The organism is Paucibacter sp. XJ19-41 (assembly GCF_028462495.1).
Taxonomy (GTDB): domain Bacteria; phylum Pseudomonadota; class Gammaproteobacteria; order Burkholderiales; family Burkholderiaceae_C; genus Roseateles_E.
Genome location: NZ_JAQOWX010000009.1, coordinates 1 through 19,170, shown reverse-complemented (window position 1 = coordinate 19,170; position 19,170 = coordinate 1). Strand labels below are relative to the sequence as shown.

Below are 19,170 nucleotides of genomic sequence, written 5' to 3'. Positions count from 1 at the left end.
CGAATACCTCAGGCTAACAGGATGCGCCAGGTCCTCAAGCCTGAGCCCAGTTGGTCACGCGATCTTGGAGCAGCAGCTATCGAAGCAGTTCCGGTAGCTCGTAGAGCAGTTTCAGAGCTTCAGCCCAGCCGCCTTCTGAAAACAGGCGGAGGATTTCCACGAGTCGAGCGCGTCGGCCTTCGTCTTCAAAGATAGCCCTGTGATCGGCGACATAACGCTGAACGATGCGAACCACTGCCGTGTTGCCGAGCGACTCAAAGTGATAGCCTTCTTCGCGGCCGCGGCCCAGCAGTACTTGGTAAACCGATTCAAAAACGGTGGCCGGGTTGCCAGGAATCAGGTGCTCATAGAGTTCGATCAGGTGATGCAGCGTGCCGGGTTCTTGCGAGGCTGCCAGGACGGCTAGCGTGTCGGCGTAGTCGTTGAGGAACTGCGCCTTGGTCGTGACGTCGAGCAGGCCCGGTGTGTCGTCGTCCTGACTGTTTTGCTGTGCCTGCCGGGCCGCGTAGGCACCCGATCCGAAATAGAGCTGATTGACCGCAGCTTCCACCAGCATGCCGGCAGCACGGTAGCGCTTGATTGCGGCGTCACGGGCGACTTCTTCCGGGCCGGACACGAGCACCGACCGCGCCTCGGCGGCGGTTTGCGACATTTGCTTCAACACGATTCGCAGACTTTCCTGTGACCGGTCGCAGATGTTTCGGGATTCTTCTGTCGCATTGGACCGATACCGGTCGAACAGGTGGCCTCGCAACATGCCGACAAACGTCTGAAGTGCCGCTGAGTAGCGGACGGGATCGGCAGCGAATTCTTCCAGCCATCCCCTGGCCAATGGTCGCCCTTGCCCGACGAAGAGGATTGCCACCCATTGCCCCAAGGCCTCCGGGACGTGATTGCGATCTCCGGCGGTCGTGAATTGCCCTGCCGAGAGTCTGTTCTTGACTGTGGTGAGGAGCGCCTCGCATCGCACTAGATTTGTCCGACCGAACCTGATCAATGAGCGACAAAGCAGCGCGGCTACAAGGTCCGGGTGTGTCTCCGACGCTGCAACACGCTCGGCCAGTTGCCACATGCGTTCCGGGTCAGCGGCGCTGATTACCTGCATGTTCTGAATGAACTGGAGACGGACGGCAGGAGCGGGGTCGTCAAGTGACGACGCCAGGCTGTCCAGAATCACTGGATACTCGCTGGCAAATCGCGGCGCAAGCGAGACCCACGACTCGGCGGCATATACGCGCACATCCCAATTCCCCCATCCCAGGCTCACAGGTCTTCCTCCTTTAATTTCGGATAAGGACTGGCCGACAGGCGCTGGAGCAGCGCGAAAAGAACCGGCAGCGAGGGGAGTCCAGCAACATCCGGCGAATAGTTTGGGCTGGAGGCAATGCGCTCGGCGACGTTGGAGACGTGCCCCCACGCCGGCATGTCGACCTGCTCGTGAAGGCCTGGTGCCAAATCGAGCAGGATCACCAGCGCGACCGCCTCGGCCCACAAGCCGGCGAGATAGGGGCGCGGGTGGTCCTCAGGCGTCTTGCCGAGGCGTTCATAGAGGGTATTCGACGCCTCGCGCACCGTTCGTTGGGGCTCGGCATGTGGGTCAATGCCTTCGCGGCGCAGGCGTTCGCGAGTCCAGTCAAAATGGTCGTCGGCGTCCGCCGCGTCAGTGGCAATGCGCCCGGTCGTCCGGGCTGAATCTGCTCCAGCTTCATCGAGCGTGCGCCGAAGTTCGCGGCTTGATTCGAGCACAAGCGCGTCGTCTTCGACTCTCTCGAAAAACCAATGCAGCATGCTCTGCCAGCAATGCTGGTCGGAGGAGTCTTCAGAAGCCGCGCGCCCAGACAGCAGACTTTCGAACTGGGCCTTCTGTTCATTGGTGCGGCTTGCCCAGGCCTGTGCTGCAAAGGTGGCCGCGTCGCGTGCCGTTCCCCGTGCATTCAGAAAGTCGATTCGCTCAAACAGCGGCCACAGCTGATCCGCCAGTTCGGCGATACGTTCGCTGGCGACACGGAATATCCGGTTCCACACGGCCGCTGTCGCGTGGCCGACGGAGGCGGCTGCCACGCTGGCTTGGAAGGCGTCGACAGAGCAGGATCGAAGAAAGAGTAAATAGTTTCGGAGAAGGTCGTCGTCGCGATTGAAGCGCGTGGCGTCATCGTCGTCCCACGCTTGGTACTCGAACTCGTGACCGCGCAATTCAACGATTTCGGCGCCGATGGTGACCCGTTCCGGCTCTCGCTGTCGGGCGTAGCTGTCCCTGCCGTCCTTCCCGACCGAACCTTCGATCAAGGCCCTCGTGCCGGACGCCGGATCGATGGCGAGGAACTCGGGCAGGGCTGTTCCGAGGCGCCACAGTGCATGGTCATAGTCCTGCCGACGATTCGACGTGAGCGGCAGGATGCGGCTCCCGGCGCCGCCGAGCATGGTGCTCGTGTTGTCGTAAATGGTCTGGCTGTACAGGCGGCGATAGATCTCCACGGCGAACTCAGGATCGGCACGCGCGATGGGCAGAATCTGTTCGCCGAGCCAGCCTGCCTCCTGGTCGGCATGTTGGGAGAAGCGCGGCTCGCGAAGGATGCGATCGAGCAGCAGGCGGGAGGCTTGCACATCGGACGCGAAGCTCTTGCCCACGAAGCGTATCGCCTGGGTGCCAAGCAGGGTCAGCTCTGGATTTGCGGACCAAGCTGCCTCCAGCAGTGCCCTGGACGCCCGGCCATAGCTGAGTAGTACGTCAGGAGTGGCCAGGCTCGGCTGGTCGAACAACATAAGCAACAAAACCCGGGCAGGCTCAAGCAGGGCGCGCTCACGCGTCGCCAGCAGTGCCTCCGCCAAGCGGGCCCAGACCGCATCACGTGAGGAGGCGGCCGGCCGCGCGCTGCTGTCCATGGCAACGAACCTAGATAGGAGGTTCAGCAGGCCCGACATGCCGGGGCTGGCGGACGACGCGGCGATGAGCGACAGTAGACCGTCGATGTCGGATTCGCTCTCGACGCTTTCGCTAGCGACACGCAGCGCCACATGACCCAAGACGGGATCGACTTGATCGGTGGCGAAGATGTCCGCCAGAAGCCGCCAGGTGTGCGGCCGTCCAGCATCGTCGTTCCGCCATACCCGCTCGACTGCGAACCGGAACGCGGGCGCGAGCAAAAGAGCCGAGGAAGTCTCCCCTCTCAATTGCAGCAACAACTGCCCGGGGTCGTCCCAGTCCAAGAAGAAGCGTCCCGCGACATGGTCGAAGAGGACATGATGCCCAAAGCCCACGAGATCGCCGTTGGCGACCAGGACGCCGGTCTGGATGACCGCGTCGACACTATCGTGCGCAATCAAGACCTTGCGTACGGTCAGGCGGCGACGTCCCAGCATTACAGTGCAAGCCGCCGCTGCGGCTTGCTGCATAGCGGTACTGGTCAGGCGGGTGTCTTCGTAGACGTCGATCAAACCGGATTGCGTCGAAATGGCACTGAAGGTGGAGGCGCCGACGCCGTCCGACAGAAGCTGTGCAGCCAGCGACAGATTGAAGATGTTCTTGAGCAGGGCACGAAGTTGACTTGGCGCTGCGTCGAGCAGCGTTGCCATTTGCGGCGCGAGGCTGCCGACTTCCGTCAAGTCCTGTTCCGACAGGCGCGGAACGGCAAAGTGCATAACCGCGCTGAGGGCCGGGTCGGCATAGTCTGGATCGACAGGGGTCCCTCGAAAGGCCTCTCGATACCTGCGGCCGTTCCGAAGATCGAAGGTGCGAATGGATGCAACGACCGTCCACTCGTCGAGGTCGGTCCGCGCGCTCTCGATGAGCGCCGCGAATACGGCTTCGGCGGCCCCCCCGCGTGCGGCATCCAATGCATCAACGATAAGCACCTTCGGCCCGGGCCCCGGAAAGGCGGCGAGAACCTCCAACAATGGACGCTGTAGTCCCAGCTCCGACGCGAGATCCGCCGCGATGGTGACACCAGGAAATCGATCCACAGACAGAAAGATCGCAGTACCGCCGCGGCTCAGGATGGCCGCGGCAGCGGACACGAGGGCACCGGTCTTGCCGGCACCTGGCTCGCCGACGACCAAGGTGGATCCCGCCAAAATCGCCTTGGCCAGTGGCGCGTCACTCTGTCGTGCAACGCGCAGGGCCGGAACGAGGGGCAGATGACTGTGACGTTCCAGTCGAAGCATTTCTTGGTTCGTTACCGCGCGGAGTCTGGTGACGTCAGCCTCATAGTCGGCCGCAGTAACATCGAAGTGACCGCGACGCCGAAGCTCGCGCAGGAGACCGCTTCTGTCGGCTATCGCCCCACTGCGGATCAGGTCGCGCATCAGGCCGCGAAGGTCACGCATCGCCGACTCGCTGGCTGCCTCATCGGCAAAAACACGACGCGCGAGCTGTTGCGTAGCCTCTCGCCAGTCCCGATCCCCTTCGTCCATGTCGAAGCGGGCCACGTGAAAGTGGCGTGCGAGTTGAACGAGTTGGTCGCCGGTCGGATCTACCCCACTGCTGGACCGCCAAGCCGGCTTCGCCAGCGACTCAAAGAGAGCTAGGGCCTCTTTCTCAGCCTTGTTGCGATGCACCGGAGTGCTGACCCAAGAGCCGCCCATGTCGAAGGCCCTGCAGCTGGCCTCCAGAATGTTCAACGTCTGCGGCGCACCGGAGCCCACAGCTAGTAGGCCGGCGGTCTTGGTGGAGTCTGGCGTACCGCCCGCCGTCATCGCGCGCTCAAACCAGAGGGTGTGCTGGGTGATCGTCTTGCCAAGAGGGCTCGCCTCGCGGTCGCTAAGACTTGCTGTCGTCTTGCACTGAATGTGGATGCTGCCGCCGTCGGACAACTTGACCTCGATATCGTCCAGCCCGTCTCCAGTCTCGAGTTGTATGGAGATCGGGATCGCAGCGTTGTTGAGGCCAAATCTGCCGCCGACAGGCGTCCGCGCCAGTAGGTGGGATGCAAACCACGACGCGACGGCGGCCTGAAAAGCCATTCCTGCCTCGGTGGCTCTTCCGCCCGCGCGCATTGGAGTTGGCACAGAAGACGCTGTTACCGAAGACGCGACGCCACCACTCGCGGGCAAGGAAGTTGTTGTTGCCATAGGGTAGTTCTAGGTCCCTCGAAGAAAAACCACCTTTCGATGGCCTGCCAGTCGGGGCGCGGGTACCCAACGGCCGGTCTTGGCAGGAGCGGTCGTCAGATTCTGAACCACGAACGACTCACACCAGCCTTGAGCGTGTATTGGCCTGCGGCCTTCACTGCGTTGCGTCGCTGGCGGCCTCCAGTGCCAACCTGTAGGCTTTGTCGAACTCTTCGACCAAAACCGCCAGGCTGCAATCGAGAGCGGTTGCGATCTTGACGACGCCGACGAAGTTGGGAACTGTGCGGCCATTCTCGATGGCTGACATATTGGATCTCCCAATCGAGGCGGACAGTGCCAGCGACTCTTGAGATATTCCTGCGGCAACCCGCAAGGACACCACTGCTTGGCCGAACGCGGCGGCAATGATGGGGTCTGCCGATTTCGAGCCTACTGGTCGTCCTTTTGGAATGCTCTTTTGTGCCGTGGGTCTCATGGGCATGAGCCTCGCGACACGTAATCAACAAAACCACACTTAATTAAATAAGTTGACCTAGAATTGCTCGTGCGAGTTGAAAGCCGGCAGATGCCTCCCGCAAGCAGCTGACGCTGATCCCTCGGCGAGCAGTTCGATGTCAAGCCGCTCGCGAAATGTCAAACGGCGCACCCCTTGTTGCGCCTTGTCGGTTCTGATGCGGCCGGCGTTGCTCCGCCCGGCCTTTGACCCTGGGAGGGTTCACCATGAAGAAGCATCTACCTCCGGTCTTTTCCCGCATCCGAGACGCCTTGCGGCGGCGCGGCAGCTCGACTCAGGATGCGGAAGACATCGTCCAGGAAGCCTGGGTGCGGCTGGCCCGCTACGAGCGTGAGCAGGTCGTCGAGAACTCGGATGCCTTCCTGATGCAGACCGCGCTGAACCTGGCCATCGATGAGCATCGGGGCCGGGTCACCCATGGCGAGCAGGTCGTCCTCGAAGAGGTGATCCTGGTCGATGACTCGCCGCCCGTCGAGGCCGTGGTGCTGGGGCGAGAACGCCTGGCGCGGTTGCACTATTGCTTGGGGCGACTGACCGAGAGGAGCCGGGACATCTTCCTGGCCCACCGCCTGGACGGTCTGACCTACCGGGAGATCGCCGACCATCACGGCTTGAGCATCAGCACGGTGGAGAAGCACATCGCCAAGGCTACGATGCAACTCATCACCGGGATGCAGGACTGGCGAACGTGACTGGCGCGGACGGGCGGGACGGGCGAGACGGGCAGGGGGAAGAAAGACAAGGGGCCGAGCCCGTCGTGACGCGAGAGATCGCGGCCGAGGCGGCGGTCTGGATCGCCCGGCTGCACGGGCCGGATCGATCGAATCACATGGAACGCGAATGCCGAGCCTGGCAGGCGCGCTCGGCGGCACATCGGCTGGCGTTTGAGCGCGGGACGGATCTGTGGATGGAGGCGGCGGGTGTGGACCGGGCCGCTGTGGCTCGGGCAGCTGCCAGCAGGCCTGAGAGCCGAGGTGGGGCAGGGCAGGGCGCCAGCCCCTCGAATGCCGGCACCAGGGGATGGGGCTGGCCGCGCCCCTGGGCGCTCGCTCTGTCGCTCACAGCGACGGTCCTCGTGGTCGGTGTGCTGGTGGGCCAGCCCTGGCGCGACATCGACAGCTACGACACCGGCATCGGCGAGCAGCGCCTGGTGATCCTGAAGGACGGGACCCGGATGTCGCTGAACACATCGACGCAGGTGCGGGTGGCGCTCGGCGCTTCCAGGCGCGCGGTGGAGGTCATCGGGGGCGAGGCGTTGTTCGAGGTGGCCAAGGATGCGAGCCGGCCCTTTGTGGTGCGGGCTGCGGGTTCCGAAGTGACGGCCACGGGCACGGCGTTTGTCGTGCGCTACAGGCCGGCCATCGAGGGCAGCCAGGATGCGCTGGACATCACCTTGGTGGAGGGCAGGGTGGTGGTGCGCGGTGCGGCCGAGGGTTCACCCACCACCGAGTTGGTGCCGGCCGTGGAGATGCTGCCGGGGCAGCGCTTGAGGGTCGCCGGCCGGTCGCGTGGTCAGGTGGCTGCTGCGGTCGAGCCGCAGATGGACAGGCCCCATGTCGATCAGGTGCTGGCCTGGAAGCGTGGCGAGGCGGTTTTCGACGACGTGTCGCTGCTTGAGGCCGTGGCCGAGATGAACCGCTACAGCTCGGTGACTATCCGTGTGGCCGATGGCGGCGCACTGGGCAGCCTGCGGGTCAGCGGGGTGTTCAAGACGGGTGACAACCTGAGTTTTGCGCGAGCGCTGGGCAAGCTGCATGGACTTGAAGTTCGGCAGCGCGGCGATAGGCTGGAGCTTGAGGCGAGGTAGGGGAACTCGAAAGGGCGGCTGCCCCGTCGGGTTGCGGATGGCGCCTCACCGGGATGGGTAGGTCTGGTCCAGATTGATGATGCTGCGCAGCCGGGTCTGCTGAGAGCATTCGCTGCGCTTGCGCTGGGCTGCCATGCCCGGCCTTGGGCAAAGTCCCCGGCTGGAAGGCTACGCGTTCCAGCTGCTCCACAGCGTCAACTGGATGCCGGCCACCATGAAGATCGCCTTCACTTCGTGTTTCAGCGCTACCGTCTTCGCGGAGCAGCCGGTTTGGCGTCAGATCCTGGCGCACAAGCCGGACGCTCTGGTGTTGACGGGCGACTCGATCTACATCGATGAACTGACACACCCCACCCATCCGAAGGCCATGGCGGACTTCGAGTTCTTCCGATTGGTGGCCGTGAAATACCGCCAGCAACTGGCGCAGGCCGATTTCGCAGCCTTGATCGCGGCGGTGCCTACCTATGCGATCTGGGACGACCACGACTTTCTCTGGAATGAGTGCTACGAGGAGAAGGCCATTCAGAAGAAGGTCTATGCCGGACACATCCGCGCATCACGGGCGCTCTTCAACGCCTACTGTGCCCATCTGGAAGGCAAGCAGCAATTTCCGGCCGATGACAGCGATGCCCGGCTTTGGTCCGCCGATGAGCCCGCCCCCGGATACCGGCGAGTGGTCATGGACGTGCCGGGCGGCGCTGCTGTTCACCTTCATCTGACCGATGGCAGAAGCTGGCGCGTGAACCGCACCCTGCTGGGCGCCAAGCAGCGCACCGATATCGGGCTGGCGATGGAGGCTGCACCAGCGGACACGCTGCACCTGGTGGCCAGCGGCTCCGTGATCGAGGCCCACAAGGGCGATCAATGGGGAAGCTTCGAGGACCTGGCCTGGCTGCGCGAGCTTGCAAAAAAGCACTGCATTGCCTGCCTGTCAGGCGACATCCACGCCAACGACTTTCATCGCATCCCGACGGACAACGGGCGCATGGTTTACGACTTCACGGCGTCGGGTGCGGCGATCCGCCGTGCAATCTGGATCGGGACCGAGTGCCAGAACTTTGGCTTGCTGGAGATCGACGCCACGGAGCTGCGCGGCCAATGGTTTCGTTTCGGGAAGCCTGCGGCATTGGCCCCTGTCACCATCAATCGCAGCAACTGGCAATTGCAACCCTAGCGTCTGATTCGCCTCCAGGCGGTTCAACAGCGTGAACTCGGCCGCAGGCTCCAAAGGACAGGAGACGCTGCAGAGTCGGAGTCCAACGGGCTACGGTCGCGGACTAACTGACGAGGATCGCCGCCTGGCGGCCAGCAGTACGGCCAAGGAGCCCAGCGCCATCAGCCCGAAAGTAGCGGGCTCTGGAATCGGCGCTGAGACGTCGGCGGTGAAGCCGATGTTCTGGAAATCTACCTGGCGGTTGCTGCCGCTCAGAAAGGCCGTTACATAGCGCACATTCAGCGGCGCGGCCAGGGTCAGATTCTGAGCGCGGATGCCGGGACTGGTGCCGAGCTCCGGCTCCACGGACAGCGCGCCGACTTGGACATTGGCCCCGCTGTAGAAGGTGAAGCTGACGGTGTCGACATCGAAGTTCTCAGACGTGTAATTCCAGAAATGCAGCACGCTGATGTCGTACTCGGTTTGAAAGTCGAAGCGCAGTTCGAGCCCACCGCCGAGCGCGTCGGCGGTAAACCAGATGTGCGTCTGCTGGTCATGGAACTCCTCGGCGGAAGCGGATGGGGCATCGATCACCTTGGTGATCGTCGCGCCGTTGTTGAAGGTGTTGTTGAAGTCGCCCGGCGATGTGCCAGCGCCAACGGCGACGGTGATATTGCTGCTGTTCAGATAGGTCGCCGCAACGGCTGGGCCGGCGGCGGCTGCGACTCCTGCCAGTGCGAACGAGACGATCCAAGGGCTCAATCTCATGGTGCATTCACTCCTGTTGCAGGAAGTTCGTCGGATGGAGTGCATACAGTGGCGGTTCACCTTGACGGCGTCAAGGGCCTGGCACAGTGTGCTGTCCCCTGGTTAACTGACAAGCGAGCAGGGCCTGTCTGCAGTTGCGAGGTGTGAAGCTGTCGTGGCTGCGGCCTCACTTCGAATCGATGTGCCACCGATCGTCATTGATCGAAATGCCCTGCGCCAGCAAAAGCCTGGGAGCCGAATTCCACCCGTGACTGCTGTGGCGCAGCTTGTGCGTTCGCACTTCGTGGTCGACAACCTGCTGCCGTCAGCGGCGAACGGTCGCTGCAGAGTCGCACCATCACTTCAGATTGAACATGGCCACGGGGACTCGTATGAGGTCCCTTTCGTTGCCCGCAACTCCGCGTTAGCGGTGCTGCCGCGTCACGAACGCTCAAGGCAGCAGCACATACGCCTCCATCAAGATCTGTTTTAAATCCGTGTCCTTGATTCGGCCGAATCCCTGGTCTGCCCACCCGGCACCCCAGTGGTTGGCGAAACGAAACTCAGCTGTAGCCGCCTCGTAGCCGACGATTGCGAGGCACGATCCTCCGGTCGGCTCAAGCGGGAGTTTGATTGTGATGAGCCCCTTTGGGCCCGGCGTGTCAAACGCCGCCGTCATGCTTACGCACAGCGGAACCACATTGCCCTGCCGAAGCTCTTTCAGAATGTCGGCGACGTTCGCAAGGCGCCTGGCTCTCACTTTAAACAGCGGCTTGGCAGCGGCGCTGGTAGGTTTCTTCGCCCCATACGGCCAGTCTGCTTCGCTGTAGACGCCGACTTTGGCGATCGCCTTTATGCCCCCACTCAAGGAGCTTCCGTCATAGTCCGTTCCTGGCCATTCGTCGTACTCCTTGGACAGGCTATAGATGCCCTGCGCGGAGATTGCTGTCGTCGTTGCGCCGAGCTTTCCTGCCTCAGCCTGTACCGCGTACTTCAGCACGAATCCGACTGTCGCCCCCTCGGGTCCTGAGTCGGCGATGGGGCCAATGCTGGCCGATAAGTCGATGACTTCATGCGAAGCCTTTGCTTCCGCAGCGGCTACTTCCGATGCCCGGTATTGCGGCGGCAATACCTTCTTGCCCATTGCCACTTTCACTCCACCAGGCAGTTCCACTTGGCCGCTCTCGGCGTCTGCGAAGCGTTGCATCACAGTCGTGATCGGCTGGCGGAGGGCCAGCACCATGAGCAGGACAACGACCGGCCAGGACAGCACAAGCGGCAGCAATACCTTGACCCACTCCAGTATGTGGCTGCTGATCAAGAAGCGGTCCGTCCCGCTCGGCTGGTTAGCAGCATCAGCTTTGGCAGGCTCGGTACCATCCTTGTGCCTTCGTGAGAACAGCCTCTTGGGAATGACCATCACGTCGCCTCCTCGTCCAATGCAGGCATTGACCCCACGAGGGGACCAGCACGCCAGCGGCGTGGTTCTCAATCTTCAGTCAAGAGTTGCATACCCACTTCGAGCTGTGGTCCCCAATATTGAGGAGCCATAGCCCGCACTTGGTGTCCGGACCAGTGGCAAGCGCGAGATGAGATCTTGCAAGGTGGTCTGCGATGCAGTTTGCGTCAGCGTTTTACCTTGCCGGACCGGCTCAGCCATCAAGTGTCCTGGGCTCGGACAGCTCGTTCAAAGCACTGCGCGGCAGCGTACTATTGCGCGCCGCTGCCCGGCGGTGCTGCGGATTTCAGCGATCCCGGACAGCCATTTCAGCGTGATGGCGGACAGCGTTTCAAACTGATCGCGGACAGTTTGGGCGCGCGCAAGTGCCTGGGTTGATCGTAGCTCAGGTGTCCGCGATCAGCCTGAATTGGGCCGCCCCGGACGGGCTTGCGGTGGTCGGTTTGGTGGTCATGCCGGGTCCTGTTTCTTGCGCAGCGACTCCCCCTTGAGCGCGATCTTGTGGGCCGAGTGAACGATGCGGTCGAGGATGGCGTCAGCCAGCGTCGGATCGTCCAGCCACTCGTGCCACGCCGACACCGGGAGCTGGCTGGTGATCAGGGTCGCGCGGCTGCCGACCCGGTCGTCAAGCAGTTCGAGCAAGTCATTGCGGTCGGCGGCCGTGATCGGCGCAATCGCAAAGTCATCGATGACCAGCAAGTCGATGCGCGCCAGTTGCGCCAGGCGCCGGCTGAAGGAGCCATCGCCGTGCGCGACCCGCAATTCCTCCAGCAAGCGAGGCGCCCGCGTGTACAGCACGGCGAATCCCTGGCGCGCCGCCTGCTGAGCCAGCGCACACGCGAGCCAGGTCTTGCCGCAACCCGTGGCCCCGGTGAGCAGCACGTTGTGGCCGTGGCGCAGCCAGTCGCAGCCCGCCAGTTGGATGATGAGGCTGCGATCCAGGCCGCGCGAGCCGCGCCAGTTGATGTCCTCGATGCAGGCGCTGCTGACCTTGAGTCTGGCGGCCTTGAGCAGCCGGGCCAGGCGTTTGCCGTCGCGCCAGTCGACCTCGCGCTGGACCAGCATGGCCAGCCGATCCTCGAATGACAACTCGGCTGCCGCCGTGCGCGTGGCGTCGTCCGCGAGGGCGTGCACCATGCCGTCCAGGCGCAGGCTGCGCAGTTGATCCAGGGTGTGTTCGTTGAGCAAGAGCTTCTCCTTCATCGTTAGTGGTAGTAATCGGGGCCGCGCACGTTGTCGTGCAGCGGCAAGGTGGCTTGCGTGGCCTGGGCCGGCGCGGCTTGCCGGTCCAGCCCGGTGGTGAGGATCGACTTGATGCTCTGATAGGTCGGCGAGCGGATCGCCATGGCGCGAACGCAGGCCGCTTCCAGCCGCTCATGGCCGAACTGGCGCGCCAGGCTCTGCAGGCCGAGGCAGGATCGGTAGCCCTGCTCGGGGTGCGGCCTGTGCTCCATCTGCCAGCGCACCACGGCGGCGGTGGCGACGCCGATGCGCTCTCCCCAGGCAATGAGCTTGGCCGGCGTCCATTCCCGGTGGGCGCGGTGCGAGGCCGGCATGTGCTCGGGTGTCGTCGTGTGGGCGCCGTGCCGGTCGCTGTAGGCGTGCACGGCCACGCGCTGCTGGCGGCTGAGGATCTCCACCGTGGTCGAGGTGATGCGCAACTCGACCTGCTCGCGCACCAGCCGGTGCGGCACGCTGTAGTAATGGCCGTCGAGCTCGACGTGATAGTCGATGTTGACCCGGGCGCGCTTGAAGCGGGCGATGGGCATGCGGGCCGCCGGCAGCGGCTTCAGAACAGGCCGGTCCAAGGCTGCGAAGGCGCTGGCCCGGCAGCCGGGAAGCTTCTTGAACGGGCGCTGGTTCAGATCGGCCAGCAAGGCCCGGATCGCGGTGTTGAGCTCGGTCAGGCTGAAGAAGCGCCGATGCCGCAGCCGCGCCAGGATCCAGCGCTCGACGATCTGCACGCCGACCTCCACCTTGGGCTTGTCGCGGGGGTGGGCCGGCCGAGCCGGCAGCATCGCCACGTCGTAGTGGTCGCAGAACTCCTCGACCAGGCGGCCGGGCGTGGCCTCGTAGCGGTCCGGCCGGGCGATCAGGGCGCGAGCCTGGTCCGGCACGATCAGCCGGGGCACGCCACCCATGAACTCCAGCGCGTCCATGATGGCGCCGACCCAGTCGGCGGCAGTCTGCGTCGGGGTGGCACAGGCAAAGGTGTAGTTCGAGGCGCCGAGCACGGCCACGAAGATCTGGGCGGCACTGATCTCGCCGGTGGCGGCGTCGATCAGCGGCACGGTCTGGCCGGCGTAGTCGATGAACAGACGCTCGCCGGCCGGATGGATCTGCCGCATCGAGCGCTTGAGGCCGGTCACCCAGGTACGGTACTTCACGCAGAAGCTGGTGTACTTGTAGGCTTGCGAGCCGGCGTCGGCCAGGCTGCGCTGGTACTCCTCCCAGAGCAGCTGCAGGGTGACGCCGGGGCGTTTGAGTTCCTGGTGGACGAGGGCGAAGTCGGGGTCGAGCTGGGTGCTCGCGCGCGGCACGGGCGGGCCGTACAGGCGGGCTTCCAGGGCAGCATCGTCCAAGGTCTGAGCGGTGGCCCAATCCACGCCGGCGGCGCGGGCCTTCATGACGATGCTGTTGACGGTCGTCTTGGCGATGCCCAGAACGCGCGAGCACTCGCGCATGCTCAGGCCCGATTCCAGGTGCAGTCGAAGGGTTTGACGTAGTTGGCGCATGTGAATCCTGGGGGTGGGCATGAGGACCGAAAAATCGGTCAGCATGCCCACGGCTCAGGTCACTTGCGCGCGCTCGGGGTGTCCGGGATCAGATTGAAACGCTGTCCGCGTTCAGCCTGAAATGGTGTCCGCGTTCGTCTGAAACGCTGTCCGCGTTCCGCTGAAATGGGTGGCCGCGATGGGCTGAAATACGCAGCGGTGCCATTGAGAGACGCATGACGGAAGTTGATGTTGGAAGGCTGTCCTACGCAGAACTGCTTGCTCTGCGGGCGAAGCTGGATCGAGAGATAGAGGACAAGCGCGGCGAGGAGCTGAAAGTCCTGGCAGATGGGTTTGCCAAGAAGGTTCAAGCGGCCGGATTCTCGGTGGCGGAAGCGATGGGTGCTCTGCGGCCCTATGTGGGTCCGGCCATCCCTGGCAATCGCGCTGTGAGGAATGGCCCATTGCAAGTTCTCTACCGAGATCCGGCGAACCCGGAAAACACCTGGAGTGGCCGGGGGCGGGCGGCGAGATGGCTGGCCGACTATGAAGCCAAGGGTCATCATCGGAACGAGTTCAGGGTGGGTAGCTTTTGAGGGATCGGACTGGAAGCCGTTCTCCGGGCATGAGCAGGGCGGTGCCCCCAGCGCCGCAGATCCCGGCAAGCGGCCCCGCCAGCTAGACCGGCGAAGTGGCGCCGGCAGGGGTGATGGTGGGACCGCCGCTGCGCATCCGGCCGGTGAATCTATGCCGCCGGCTGGATGACGCCTTATCGAGCGGTTTCTTCTTGATCCTGCCGGAAAATGCGCACCACCTCGGCCAACCGACTGGCCTGCTGCTTGAGACTTTCGGCGGCTGCCGCGCTTTGTTCGACGAGGGCTGCATTTTGCTGCGTGCTGCGGTCCAGCTCGGAGACAGCCCCGCTGACTCTGCCGATGCCGTCGGTCTGTTCCTGCGTCGAGGCACCGATTTCATTGATCAGGTCCGAGACGTTCCGAACTTGGCTGACGATGTCATCCATGGTGGCGCCGGCATCACTGACAAGCCGGGTGCCAGCCTCGACCTTGACGACGCTGGCGCCAATCAGCGACTTGATTTCCTTGGCGGCCTCCGCGCTGCGCTGGGCCAAGCTGCGCACTTCGGAGGCGACGACGGCGAAGCCTCGTCCTTGCTCACCAGCCCGGGCCGCTTCAACGGCAGCATTGAGGGCCAGGATGTTGGTCTGGAACGCAATCCCATCGATGACGCCGATGATGTCGGCGATCTTCTTCGAGCTGGCGCTGATGTCGTCCATGGTCGCCACGACCTGGCCCACCACCTGACCCCCCTTGGCCGCAGCAGCGCTGGCGGACGCGGCGAGTTGCGTCGCCTGCCGTGCGGTGTCGGCGTTTTGCTTGACTGCGACGTTCATCTCGCTCATTGAGGAGGCGGTTTGTTGCAGGCTTGCCGCCTGCTGCTCGGTCCGGTTGGACAAATCGGCATTGCCTGTCGCGATCTCTGCGGACCCGGTGGCGATGGAGTCGGAGGCTTGCCGAACCTGGGCAACGATGCCGGCCAGGCTCTCACGCATCCCGCCCAAAGAGGCAAGCACGCTGTCGGCGGGGGCTTGCAAGACTCCCGGTACTGGGCCGAGATCTCCCCCGGCCACGCGCCGTGCCGCGTCTCCCAGGGCTCGGGGCTCAGCGCCCAACTGTCTCACAATGCTCCGTGAGATCGTCCAGGCCAGCGCCACTCCGCACAAGAGCGCCAGGACCAGTGCTGTCAGCATCACGGTCAGGAAGCCGTCGGCCTGGTCCAGCGCGATCTTGTTCTGCGTTTGGATACGGCTTTCTTCGTAGTCGATCAGCTGATTGACCGCAGCCAGCCACTGCACGTATTGGGGTTTCGCCTCTGACCAGAGCAGGCTCTGCGCGCCGGCGGTGTCACCAGAATTCACCAGTTTGACGATGGACTGTGTGGTCGCTACGGCCTTGGCCTCGATGTCCTTGATCGCGGCGTACAGCTTGTCAAGCTCCTGCTTGTCTTCGCCCTTGGTGACGAGGGCCTCCAAGGGCTTGGCGGATTCCGCATAGAACTTGGCCAGCGCGTCAATGGCTGCCACCTCTTTTTGCCGTTCGGCGGGGTCGGAACCCAGCACCACATCGCGTACCGCGATGGCCCGGTCGTGCGCCGAACCCCGGAAATTGATTGCGAAACGCTGGATGGGTGCATGCACATCGCTGTTGGCATGCAAGGCCACGGTGATCGCGTTCACCTTGACCAAGGCCACCGTCGCGACGATGACCAGGATCAAAAGCACCAGTCCAAACCCGAGGTTGAGGCGCTTGCCCACCGTCATTTGGTCGAATTTCATAGAAATAGCCTCATATCCAGTTGTCCTGGGACCACGAAGTCGCAAGATGGCGATCGATCGCAACAGGTTGAGACAAAGAAGAACCAACGTTGTCCAGTTGTTGTCTATTGTTTGTCTAGGACAAATATAGCAGCCAGCCTACGATTGCGACGGGTGTCGGCGGCGCGCGGGCGGTGATTTGCGTGGGTTATTACGCGTAAACGGTAGGAAAGTCACGGCTGGGCAAGGAGGGGCCCGAGCCTGTCTTGTCTTGTGCATGCGCGTAGCCGGTGTGGCAGTCGCAGAGGCTGGGGTAGGCGGGCTCATGGCCGCCTTCAGGAATGCATGCGATGTAGACGCTCGCGCTGGCGCCGATTGGCGGGGTGTTCAAGATGGGCGACAACGTCGGCTTCGCGCGAGCTGTGGCTGCCTGGCATGGGTTGGCCGTGCGTGAGCGCTTAGATAGACTGGAACTGGAGGCCCGGTAGGCGGGCTCGAACTGCGGCAAAGCTGGCGGTGTGGTGTGTCGCGAGAAAACGAGACGACGGAGAGATTTTGCTGCTCAAGAAGAGGCGCGCTTGATCCAGGCAGGGTTACGGTCTGCCCCAGGATTGGCGATGCGCGTGACCGGGCCTGAGCCGATCGCGTCGCGCGAGTGGATGTCGTACTCGCTGCCGACACGACCCACGAAGGCAATGCGCTGGCCGTCCGGCGACCATGCCGGTGTATAGGCGTTGTCGTCGAACTCAAAGAATGTGGGCGATCCACCCGTCACGGGCAGCAAACCGATGCGGTACCGCTCGACCCCGATTGTGCTGGCCGCAGGTCTGTCGGATTTGTGTGTCAGCGGTCAGTACAAGACCGGCGATAGCGAGGGCTTTGCGCGCGCGGTGGCCGCCTTGCACGGCCTGGCGGTCCAGGCGCATGCCGGGCGGATTGAGCTGGGTCGGATGTAAAGAGCTGGTTTCGAGTGGGGTGAGGCCCAGGCCAACTTGTGGGTGGCAAAGATGACAGCCACTGTCATGCAGGGCGTAATCTTGTCATTATTCCTATCAATCGGGCCGATGGCGAGATAAGATTACGGCCTATTCTTGTCGTGTGACGAGATTGATGAGATTGACAAGATTCGCTGCCCCATGACAACTACCTCGCTATCGCCCCGCCATGAGGCGCTGCTGCGCCAAGTCTTTGCAGCGGCGGGGGCGGTTGCGCCAAGCGCGCTGGAGCACGCGCTCCAGGTTTCCCGGCCCACCATCAACCGGGACTTGCGGGACCTTCTTGCCGCCGGCTTTTTGAAGAAGCAGGGGGACGGCCGCTCGACCCGTTACCTGACCACCGCAGCGGCCGAGGCAGCGCTGCGCGCTTTGCCCTCTGGCGCCCAACCGCCGGTCCGGGCCGGCGCCCTTCAATGGTCAGCGGCTGCGCAGCCCCTCGTCGAGGCGCTTCGCGCACCGTTGGGTACCCGCACCCCCGTGGGCTACGACAGCGGGTTTGTGAACAGCTACATCCCGAACCAGTCGAGCTTGCTGCCGCCCCAGCTGGCCACGGACCTGTACAACGCTGGACGCAGCCGGGACCAGCAACCGGCAGGAACTTACGCGCGCGAAGTACTCGAGCAGTTGCTCATCGACCTGTCCTGGTCTTCATCGCGCCTGGAGGGCAACAACAAGAGCTTGCTGGACACCAAGGAACTCTTCGAGCTCGGCCAACAAGGCGGCCCGCTCGATGAGGACACGCTGATGCTGCTCAACCACAAGAGCGCCATCGAGTTCATGGTCGATGCGGTGCCGACCGAGGGCATCACCGTGCCCGTCATCGTCGACTTGCAGGCCAAGCTGATGCGGGACCTTCTTCGCGACTCACGCGACATCGGCAGCATCCGCCGGCGCGTGGTGAACATCGATAGCTCGGTCTACACCCCCAGCAGCATTTCCTCACTCCTTGAGGAGACGCTGAACGCCATCGTCGACAAGGTGCGGAACATCCGCAATCCGGTTGAGGCCGCCTTCTTCCTGTGGGTCAACCTGGCCTATCTGCAGCCCTTTGCGGACGGCAATAAGCGCACGAGTCGTCTGAGCGCCAACATGCCGCTCATGCTCTACAACTGTGCACCGCTGTCCTTTCTGGACGTGGAGCGCTCAGACTACGCGACCGCCATGCTCGGTGTCTACGAGCAGCGCAACGTGGCTGCGGCGGTGGACTTGTTCGAGTTCATCTACCGCCGTTCGATTCAGAAGTACAGCGTGCTGCGCGCCTCGCTGTCATCGCCCGACCCGATTCGGACCAAGTACCGGCAGGCCTTGAACGAGCTGATGCAGTTCGTGGTTTTCCATGGCCGAACGCTGGAGGCCGCATTCGCCGATGTGCATGTCGATGCTGCCGACAGCGCGGCGCTGCGCCTCATCGCGAACACCGAGTTCGACCAGCTGGAGCCATACAACTGTGCCCGGTACAACCTCGCGCGAGGCATGACACAGCGATGGATAGACGCGGGACGGCGCCGATGAGGCTCGCCTGGCGGCGAGGGGAGCCAACCGGGTCGGCGATTTACTACCCAATGCTGGACAATGTCGGCGTTCAGCTGGGTTCCTTGCGGCATAAGCAGTAGATGAACTTCTGAACCGTGCCGAAGGGCGTGTGATGCTCTTCGCGCTCTTGCTGCAAGAGCGTGAACGGCGTGCCGAACTCCGCATGCAGGCCGTCTGCGCTGTAGCGCATGACGGGCAGGCCACTGCACTTCTCCGGACCGTCTTCGGCGAAGGTTGCAACGATGACGTGGCCGCCCGGCTTGACGGCGTGCAGGACCGCGTTGATGTATGCGTCACGCTCTTCGGGTGTCGTGAGGAAGTGAAAGACGGCCCGGTCGTGCCAGACATCAAAGGCGTGCTGCGGCAGCTCGAACTTGGTGATGTCGCCCGCGAGCCAACTCACACCGGATGCCTGCTCTCCAAGGCGAGCTCGCGAAGCTGCCAGCGCGGCTTCGGAGAGGTCCAGGACGGTGAGGTGTCGATAGCCCTGGGCCAGCAGATCGTCGACCAGCGTCGAAGCGCCGCCACCGACGTCGATGAGGCTGGCGGCCTTCGATACACCCGTGCTGCCGATGAGCTGAACTGATTGTCGTGCGTGCTCCTGGAACCAGCTCACACTGCTTTCGGACTTGGTCGTGTAGACCTGCTCCCAGTGGTCCTTGGACTGCATGTAACCTCCTGAACTTGATGTTCCGCTATCGGCGAAACGAACACGCGAGCGGGATCGTAGAGCGATTGCAGCCAGGGGGGTGATGGCCGGCGCTTGCCGACATCATGCCGCCGACACGATTTGGTTCCGCCCGGCCTGCTTGGCCCGATACAGCCTGCGGTCCACGAGGTCGATGAAGG

16 protein-coding genes are annotated in these 19,170 nt (G+C 63.4%); 6 read left to right on the top strand and 10 right to left on the bottom strand.

From position 1 onward, the window contains the following. Nucleotides 1-76 precede the first annotated feature (76 nt). From PO768_RS03905 to PO768_RS03895, 3 genes are all read right to left on the bottom strand, one after another. Complete coding sequence (locus tag PO768_RS03905) at nt 77-1,267, bottom strand: hypothetical protein (RefSeq protein WP_272644974.1); 1,191 nt, start codon at nt 1,265-1,267, stop codon at nt 77-79. Then, on the bottom strand, nt 1,264-4,959 hold the full coding sequence (locus PO768_RS03900; RefSeq protein ID WP_272644973.1) for a hypothetical protein: 3,696 nt from the start codon (nt 4,957-4,959) through the stop codon (nt 1,264-1,266). Before PO768_RS03900 ends, PO768_RS03905 begins: the two co-directional genes overlap by 4 nt. A 262-nt stretch (nt 4,960-5,221) precedes the next feature. Then, entirely contained in the window at nt 5,222-5,542 is a 321-nt protein-coding gene (locus PO768_RS03895; protein WP_272644972.1) for a helix-turn-helix domain-containing protein, read from the bottom strand. Between the two features lie 245 nt (nt 5,543-5,787). Here PO768_RS03895 and PO768_RS03890 point away from each other — a divergent pair, with 245 nt between their 5' ends. From PO768_RS03890 to PO768_RS03880, 3 genes are all read left to right on the top strand, one after another. Beyond that, nucleotides 5,788-6,273 (top strand): RNA polymerase sigma factor, encoded by a 486-nt coding sequence (locus tag PO768_RS03890; RefSeq protein ID WP_272644971.1) that lies wholly within the window; start codon nt 5,788-5,790, stop codon nt 6,271-6,273. Then, entirely contained in the window at nt 6,270-7,388 is a 1,119-nt protein-coding gene (locus tag PO768_RS03885; protein WP_272644970.1) for a FecR family protein, read from the top strand. Before PO768_RS03890 ends, PO768_RS03885 begins: the two co-directional genes overlap by 4 nt. A 214-nt stretch (nt 7,389-7,602) precedes the next feature. After that, complete coding sequence (locus PO768_RS03880) at nt 7,603-8,562, top strand: alkaline phosphatase D family protein (protein WP_272644969.1); 960 nt, start codon at nt 7,603-7,605, stop codon at nt 8,560-8,562. Between the two features lie 90 nt (nt 8,563-8,652). Here the strand turns inward: PO768_RS03880 and PO768_RS03875 are convergent, their stop codons facing one another. From PO768_RS03875 to istA, 4 genes are all read right to left on the bottom strand, one after another. Then, nucleotides 8,653-9,309, bottom strand: coding sequence for a PEP-CTERM sorting domain-containing protein (locus tag PO768_RS03875; RefSeq protein ID WP_272644968.1), 657 nt, complete (start codon nt 9,307-9,309; stop codon nt 8,653-8,655). Nucleotides 9,310-9,739: 430 nt separating this feature from the next. Next, a complete protein-coding gene (locus PO768_RS03870) occupies nt 9,740-10,708 on the bottom strand; it encodes a C1 family peptidase (RefSeq protein WP_272644967.1) in 969 nt (322 codons plus the stop codon). Nucleotides 10,709-11,197: 489 nt separating this feature from the next. Then, complete coding sequence (gene istB, locus PO768_RS03865; RefSeq protein WP_272645020.1) at nt 11,198-11,935, bottom strand: IS21-like element helper ATPase IstB; 738 nt, start codon at nt 11,933-11,935, stop codon at nt 11,198-11,200. Between the two features lie 17 nt (nt 11,936-11,952). Continuing rightward, nucleotides 11,953-13,503: an IS21 family transposase gene (gene istA / locus PO768_RS03860; RefSeq protein WP_272645019.1), complete on the bottom strand. Its 1,551-nt coding sequence runs from the start codon at nt 13,501-13,503 to the stop codon at nt 11,953-11,955. 194 nt (nt 13,504-13,697) lie between these two features. On the opposite strand from istA, the gene PO768_RS03855 reads away from it, so the two are divergent. Next, complete coding sequence (locus tag PO768_RS03855; RefSeq protein ID WP_272644966.1) at nt 13,698-14,057, top strand: H-NS histone family protein; 360 nt, start codon at nt 13,698-13,700, stop codon at nt 14,055-14,057. Between the two features lie 173 nt (nt 14,058-14,230). Here the strand turns inward: PO768_RS03855 and PO768_RS03850 are convergent, their stop codons facing one another. Together PO768_RS03850 and PO768_RS03845 are read right to left on the bottom strand one after the other, a co-directional pair. After that, entirely contained in the window at nt 14,231-15,814 is a 1,584-nt protein-coding gene (locus tag PO768_RS03850; protein ID WP_272644965.1) for a methyl-accepting chemotaxis protein, read from the bottom strand. A gap of 541 nt (nt 15,815-16,355) precedes the next feature. After that, nucleotides 16,356-16,577: a hypothetical protein gene (locus tag PO768_RS03845; RefSeq protein ID WP_272644964.1), complete on the bottom strand. Its 222-nt coding sequence runs from the start codon at nt 16,575-16,577 to the stop codon at nt 16,356-16,358. A gap of 4 nt (nt 16,578-16,581) precedes the next feature. Here PO768_RS03845 and PO768_RS03840 point away from each other — a divergent pair, with 4 nt between their 5' ends. Together PO768_RS03840 and PO768_RS03835 are read left to right on the top strand one after the other, a co-directional pair. Next, nucleotides 16,582-16,749, top strand: a complete 168-nt coding sequence (locus PO768_RS03840; RefSeq protein ID WP_272644963.1) for a hypothetical protein — start codon at nt 16,582-16,584, stop codon at nt 16,747-16,749. 180 nt (nt 16,750-16,929) lie between these two features. Then, entirely contained in the window at nt 16,930-18,300 is a 1,371-nt protein-coding gene (locus PO768_RS03835; RefSeq protein ID WP_272644962.1) for a Fic family protein, read from the top strand. A gap of 70 nt (nt 18,301-18,370) precedes the next feature. On the opposite strand, the gene PO768_RS03830 is transcribed toward PO768_RS03835, so the two are convergent. After that, entirely contained in the window at nt 18,371-18,991 is a 621-nt protein-coding gene (locus PO768_RS03830) for a class I SAM-dependent methyltransferase (protein WP_272644961.1), read from the bottom strand. Nucleotides 18,992-19,170 lie beyond the last annotated feature (179 nt).

What these genes read in the sequence shown, in the direction of transcription:
- PO768_RS03835 (WP_272644962.1), top strand. Translation starts at nt 16,930, where the DNA reads ATGACAACTACCTCGCTATCGCCCCGCCATGAGGCGCTGCTGCGCCAA.
- PO768_RS03890 (WP_272644971.1), top strand. Translation starts at nt 5,788, where the DNA reads ATGAAGAAGCATCTACCTCCGGTCTTTTCCCGCATCCGAGACGCCTTG.
- PO768_RS03855 (WP_272644966.1), top strand. Translation starts at nt 13,698, where the DNA reads ATGACGGAAGTTGATGTTGGAAGGCTGTCCTACGCAGAACTGCTTGCT.
- PO768_RS03875 (WP_272644968.1), bottom strand. Translation starts at nt 9,309, where the DNA reads ATGAGATTGAGCCCTTGGATCGTCTCGTTCGCACTGGCAGGAGTCGCA.
- PO768_RS03870 (WP_272644967.1), bottom strand. Translation starts at nt 10,708, where the DNA reads ATGGTCATTCCCAAGAGGCTGTTCTCACGAAGGCACAAGGATGGTACC.
- PO768_RS03840 (WP_272644963.1), top strand. Translation starts at nt 16,582, where the DNA reads ATGCGGTACCGCTCGACCCCGATTGTGCTGGCCGCAGGTCTGTCGGAT.
- PO768_RS03900 (WP_272644973.1), bottom strand. Translation starts at nt 4,959, where the DNA reads ATGGCTTTTCAGGCCGCCGTCGCGTCGTGGTTTGCATCCCACCTACTG.
- PO768_RS03895 (WP_272644972.1), bottom strand. Translation starts at nt 5,542, where the DNA reads ATGAGACCCACGGCACAAAAGAGCATTCCAAAAGGACGACCAGTAGGC.
- istA (WP_272645019.1), bottom strand. Translation starts at nt 13,503, where the DNA reads ATGCCCACCCCCAGGATTCACATGCGCCAACTACGTCAAACCCTTCGA.
- PO768_RS03850 (WP_272644965.1), bottom strand. Translation starts at nt 15,814, where the DNA reads ATGAAATTCGACCAAATGACGGTGGGCAAGCGCCTCAACCTCGGGTTT.
- PO768_RS03830 (WP_272644961.1), bottom strand. Translation starts at nt 18,991, where the DNA reads ATGCAGTCCAAGGACCACTGGGAGCAGGTCTACACGACCAAGTCCGAA.
- PO768_RS03880 (WP_272644969.1), top strand. Translation starts at nt 7,603, where the DNA reads ATGAAGATCGCCTTCACTTCGTGTTTCAGCGCTACCGTCTTCGCGGAG.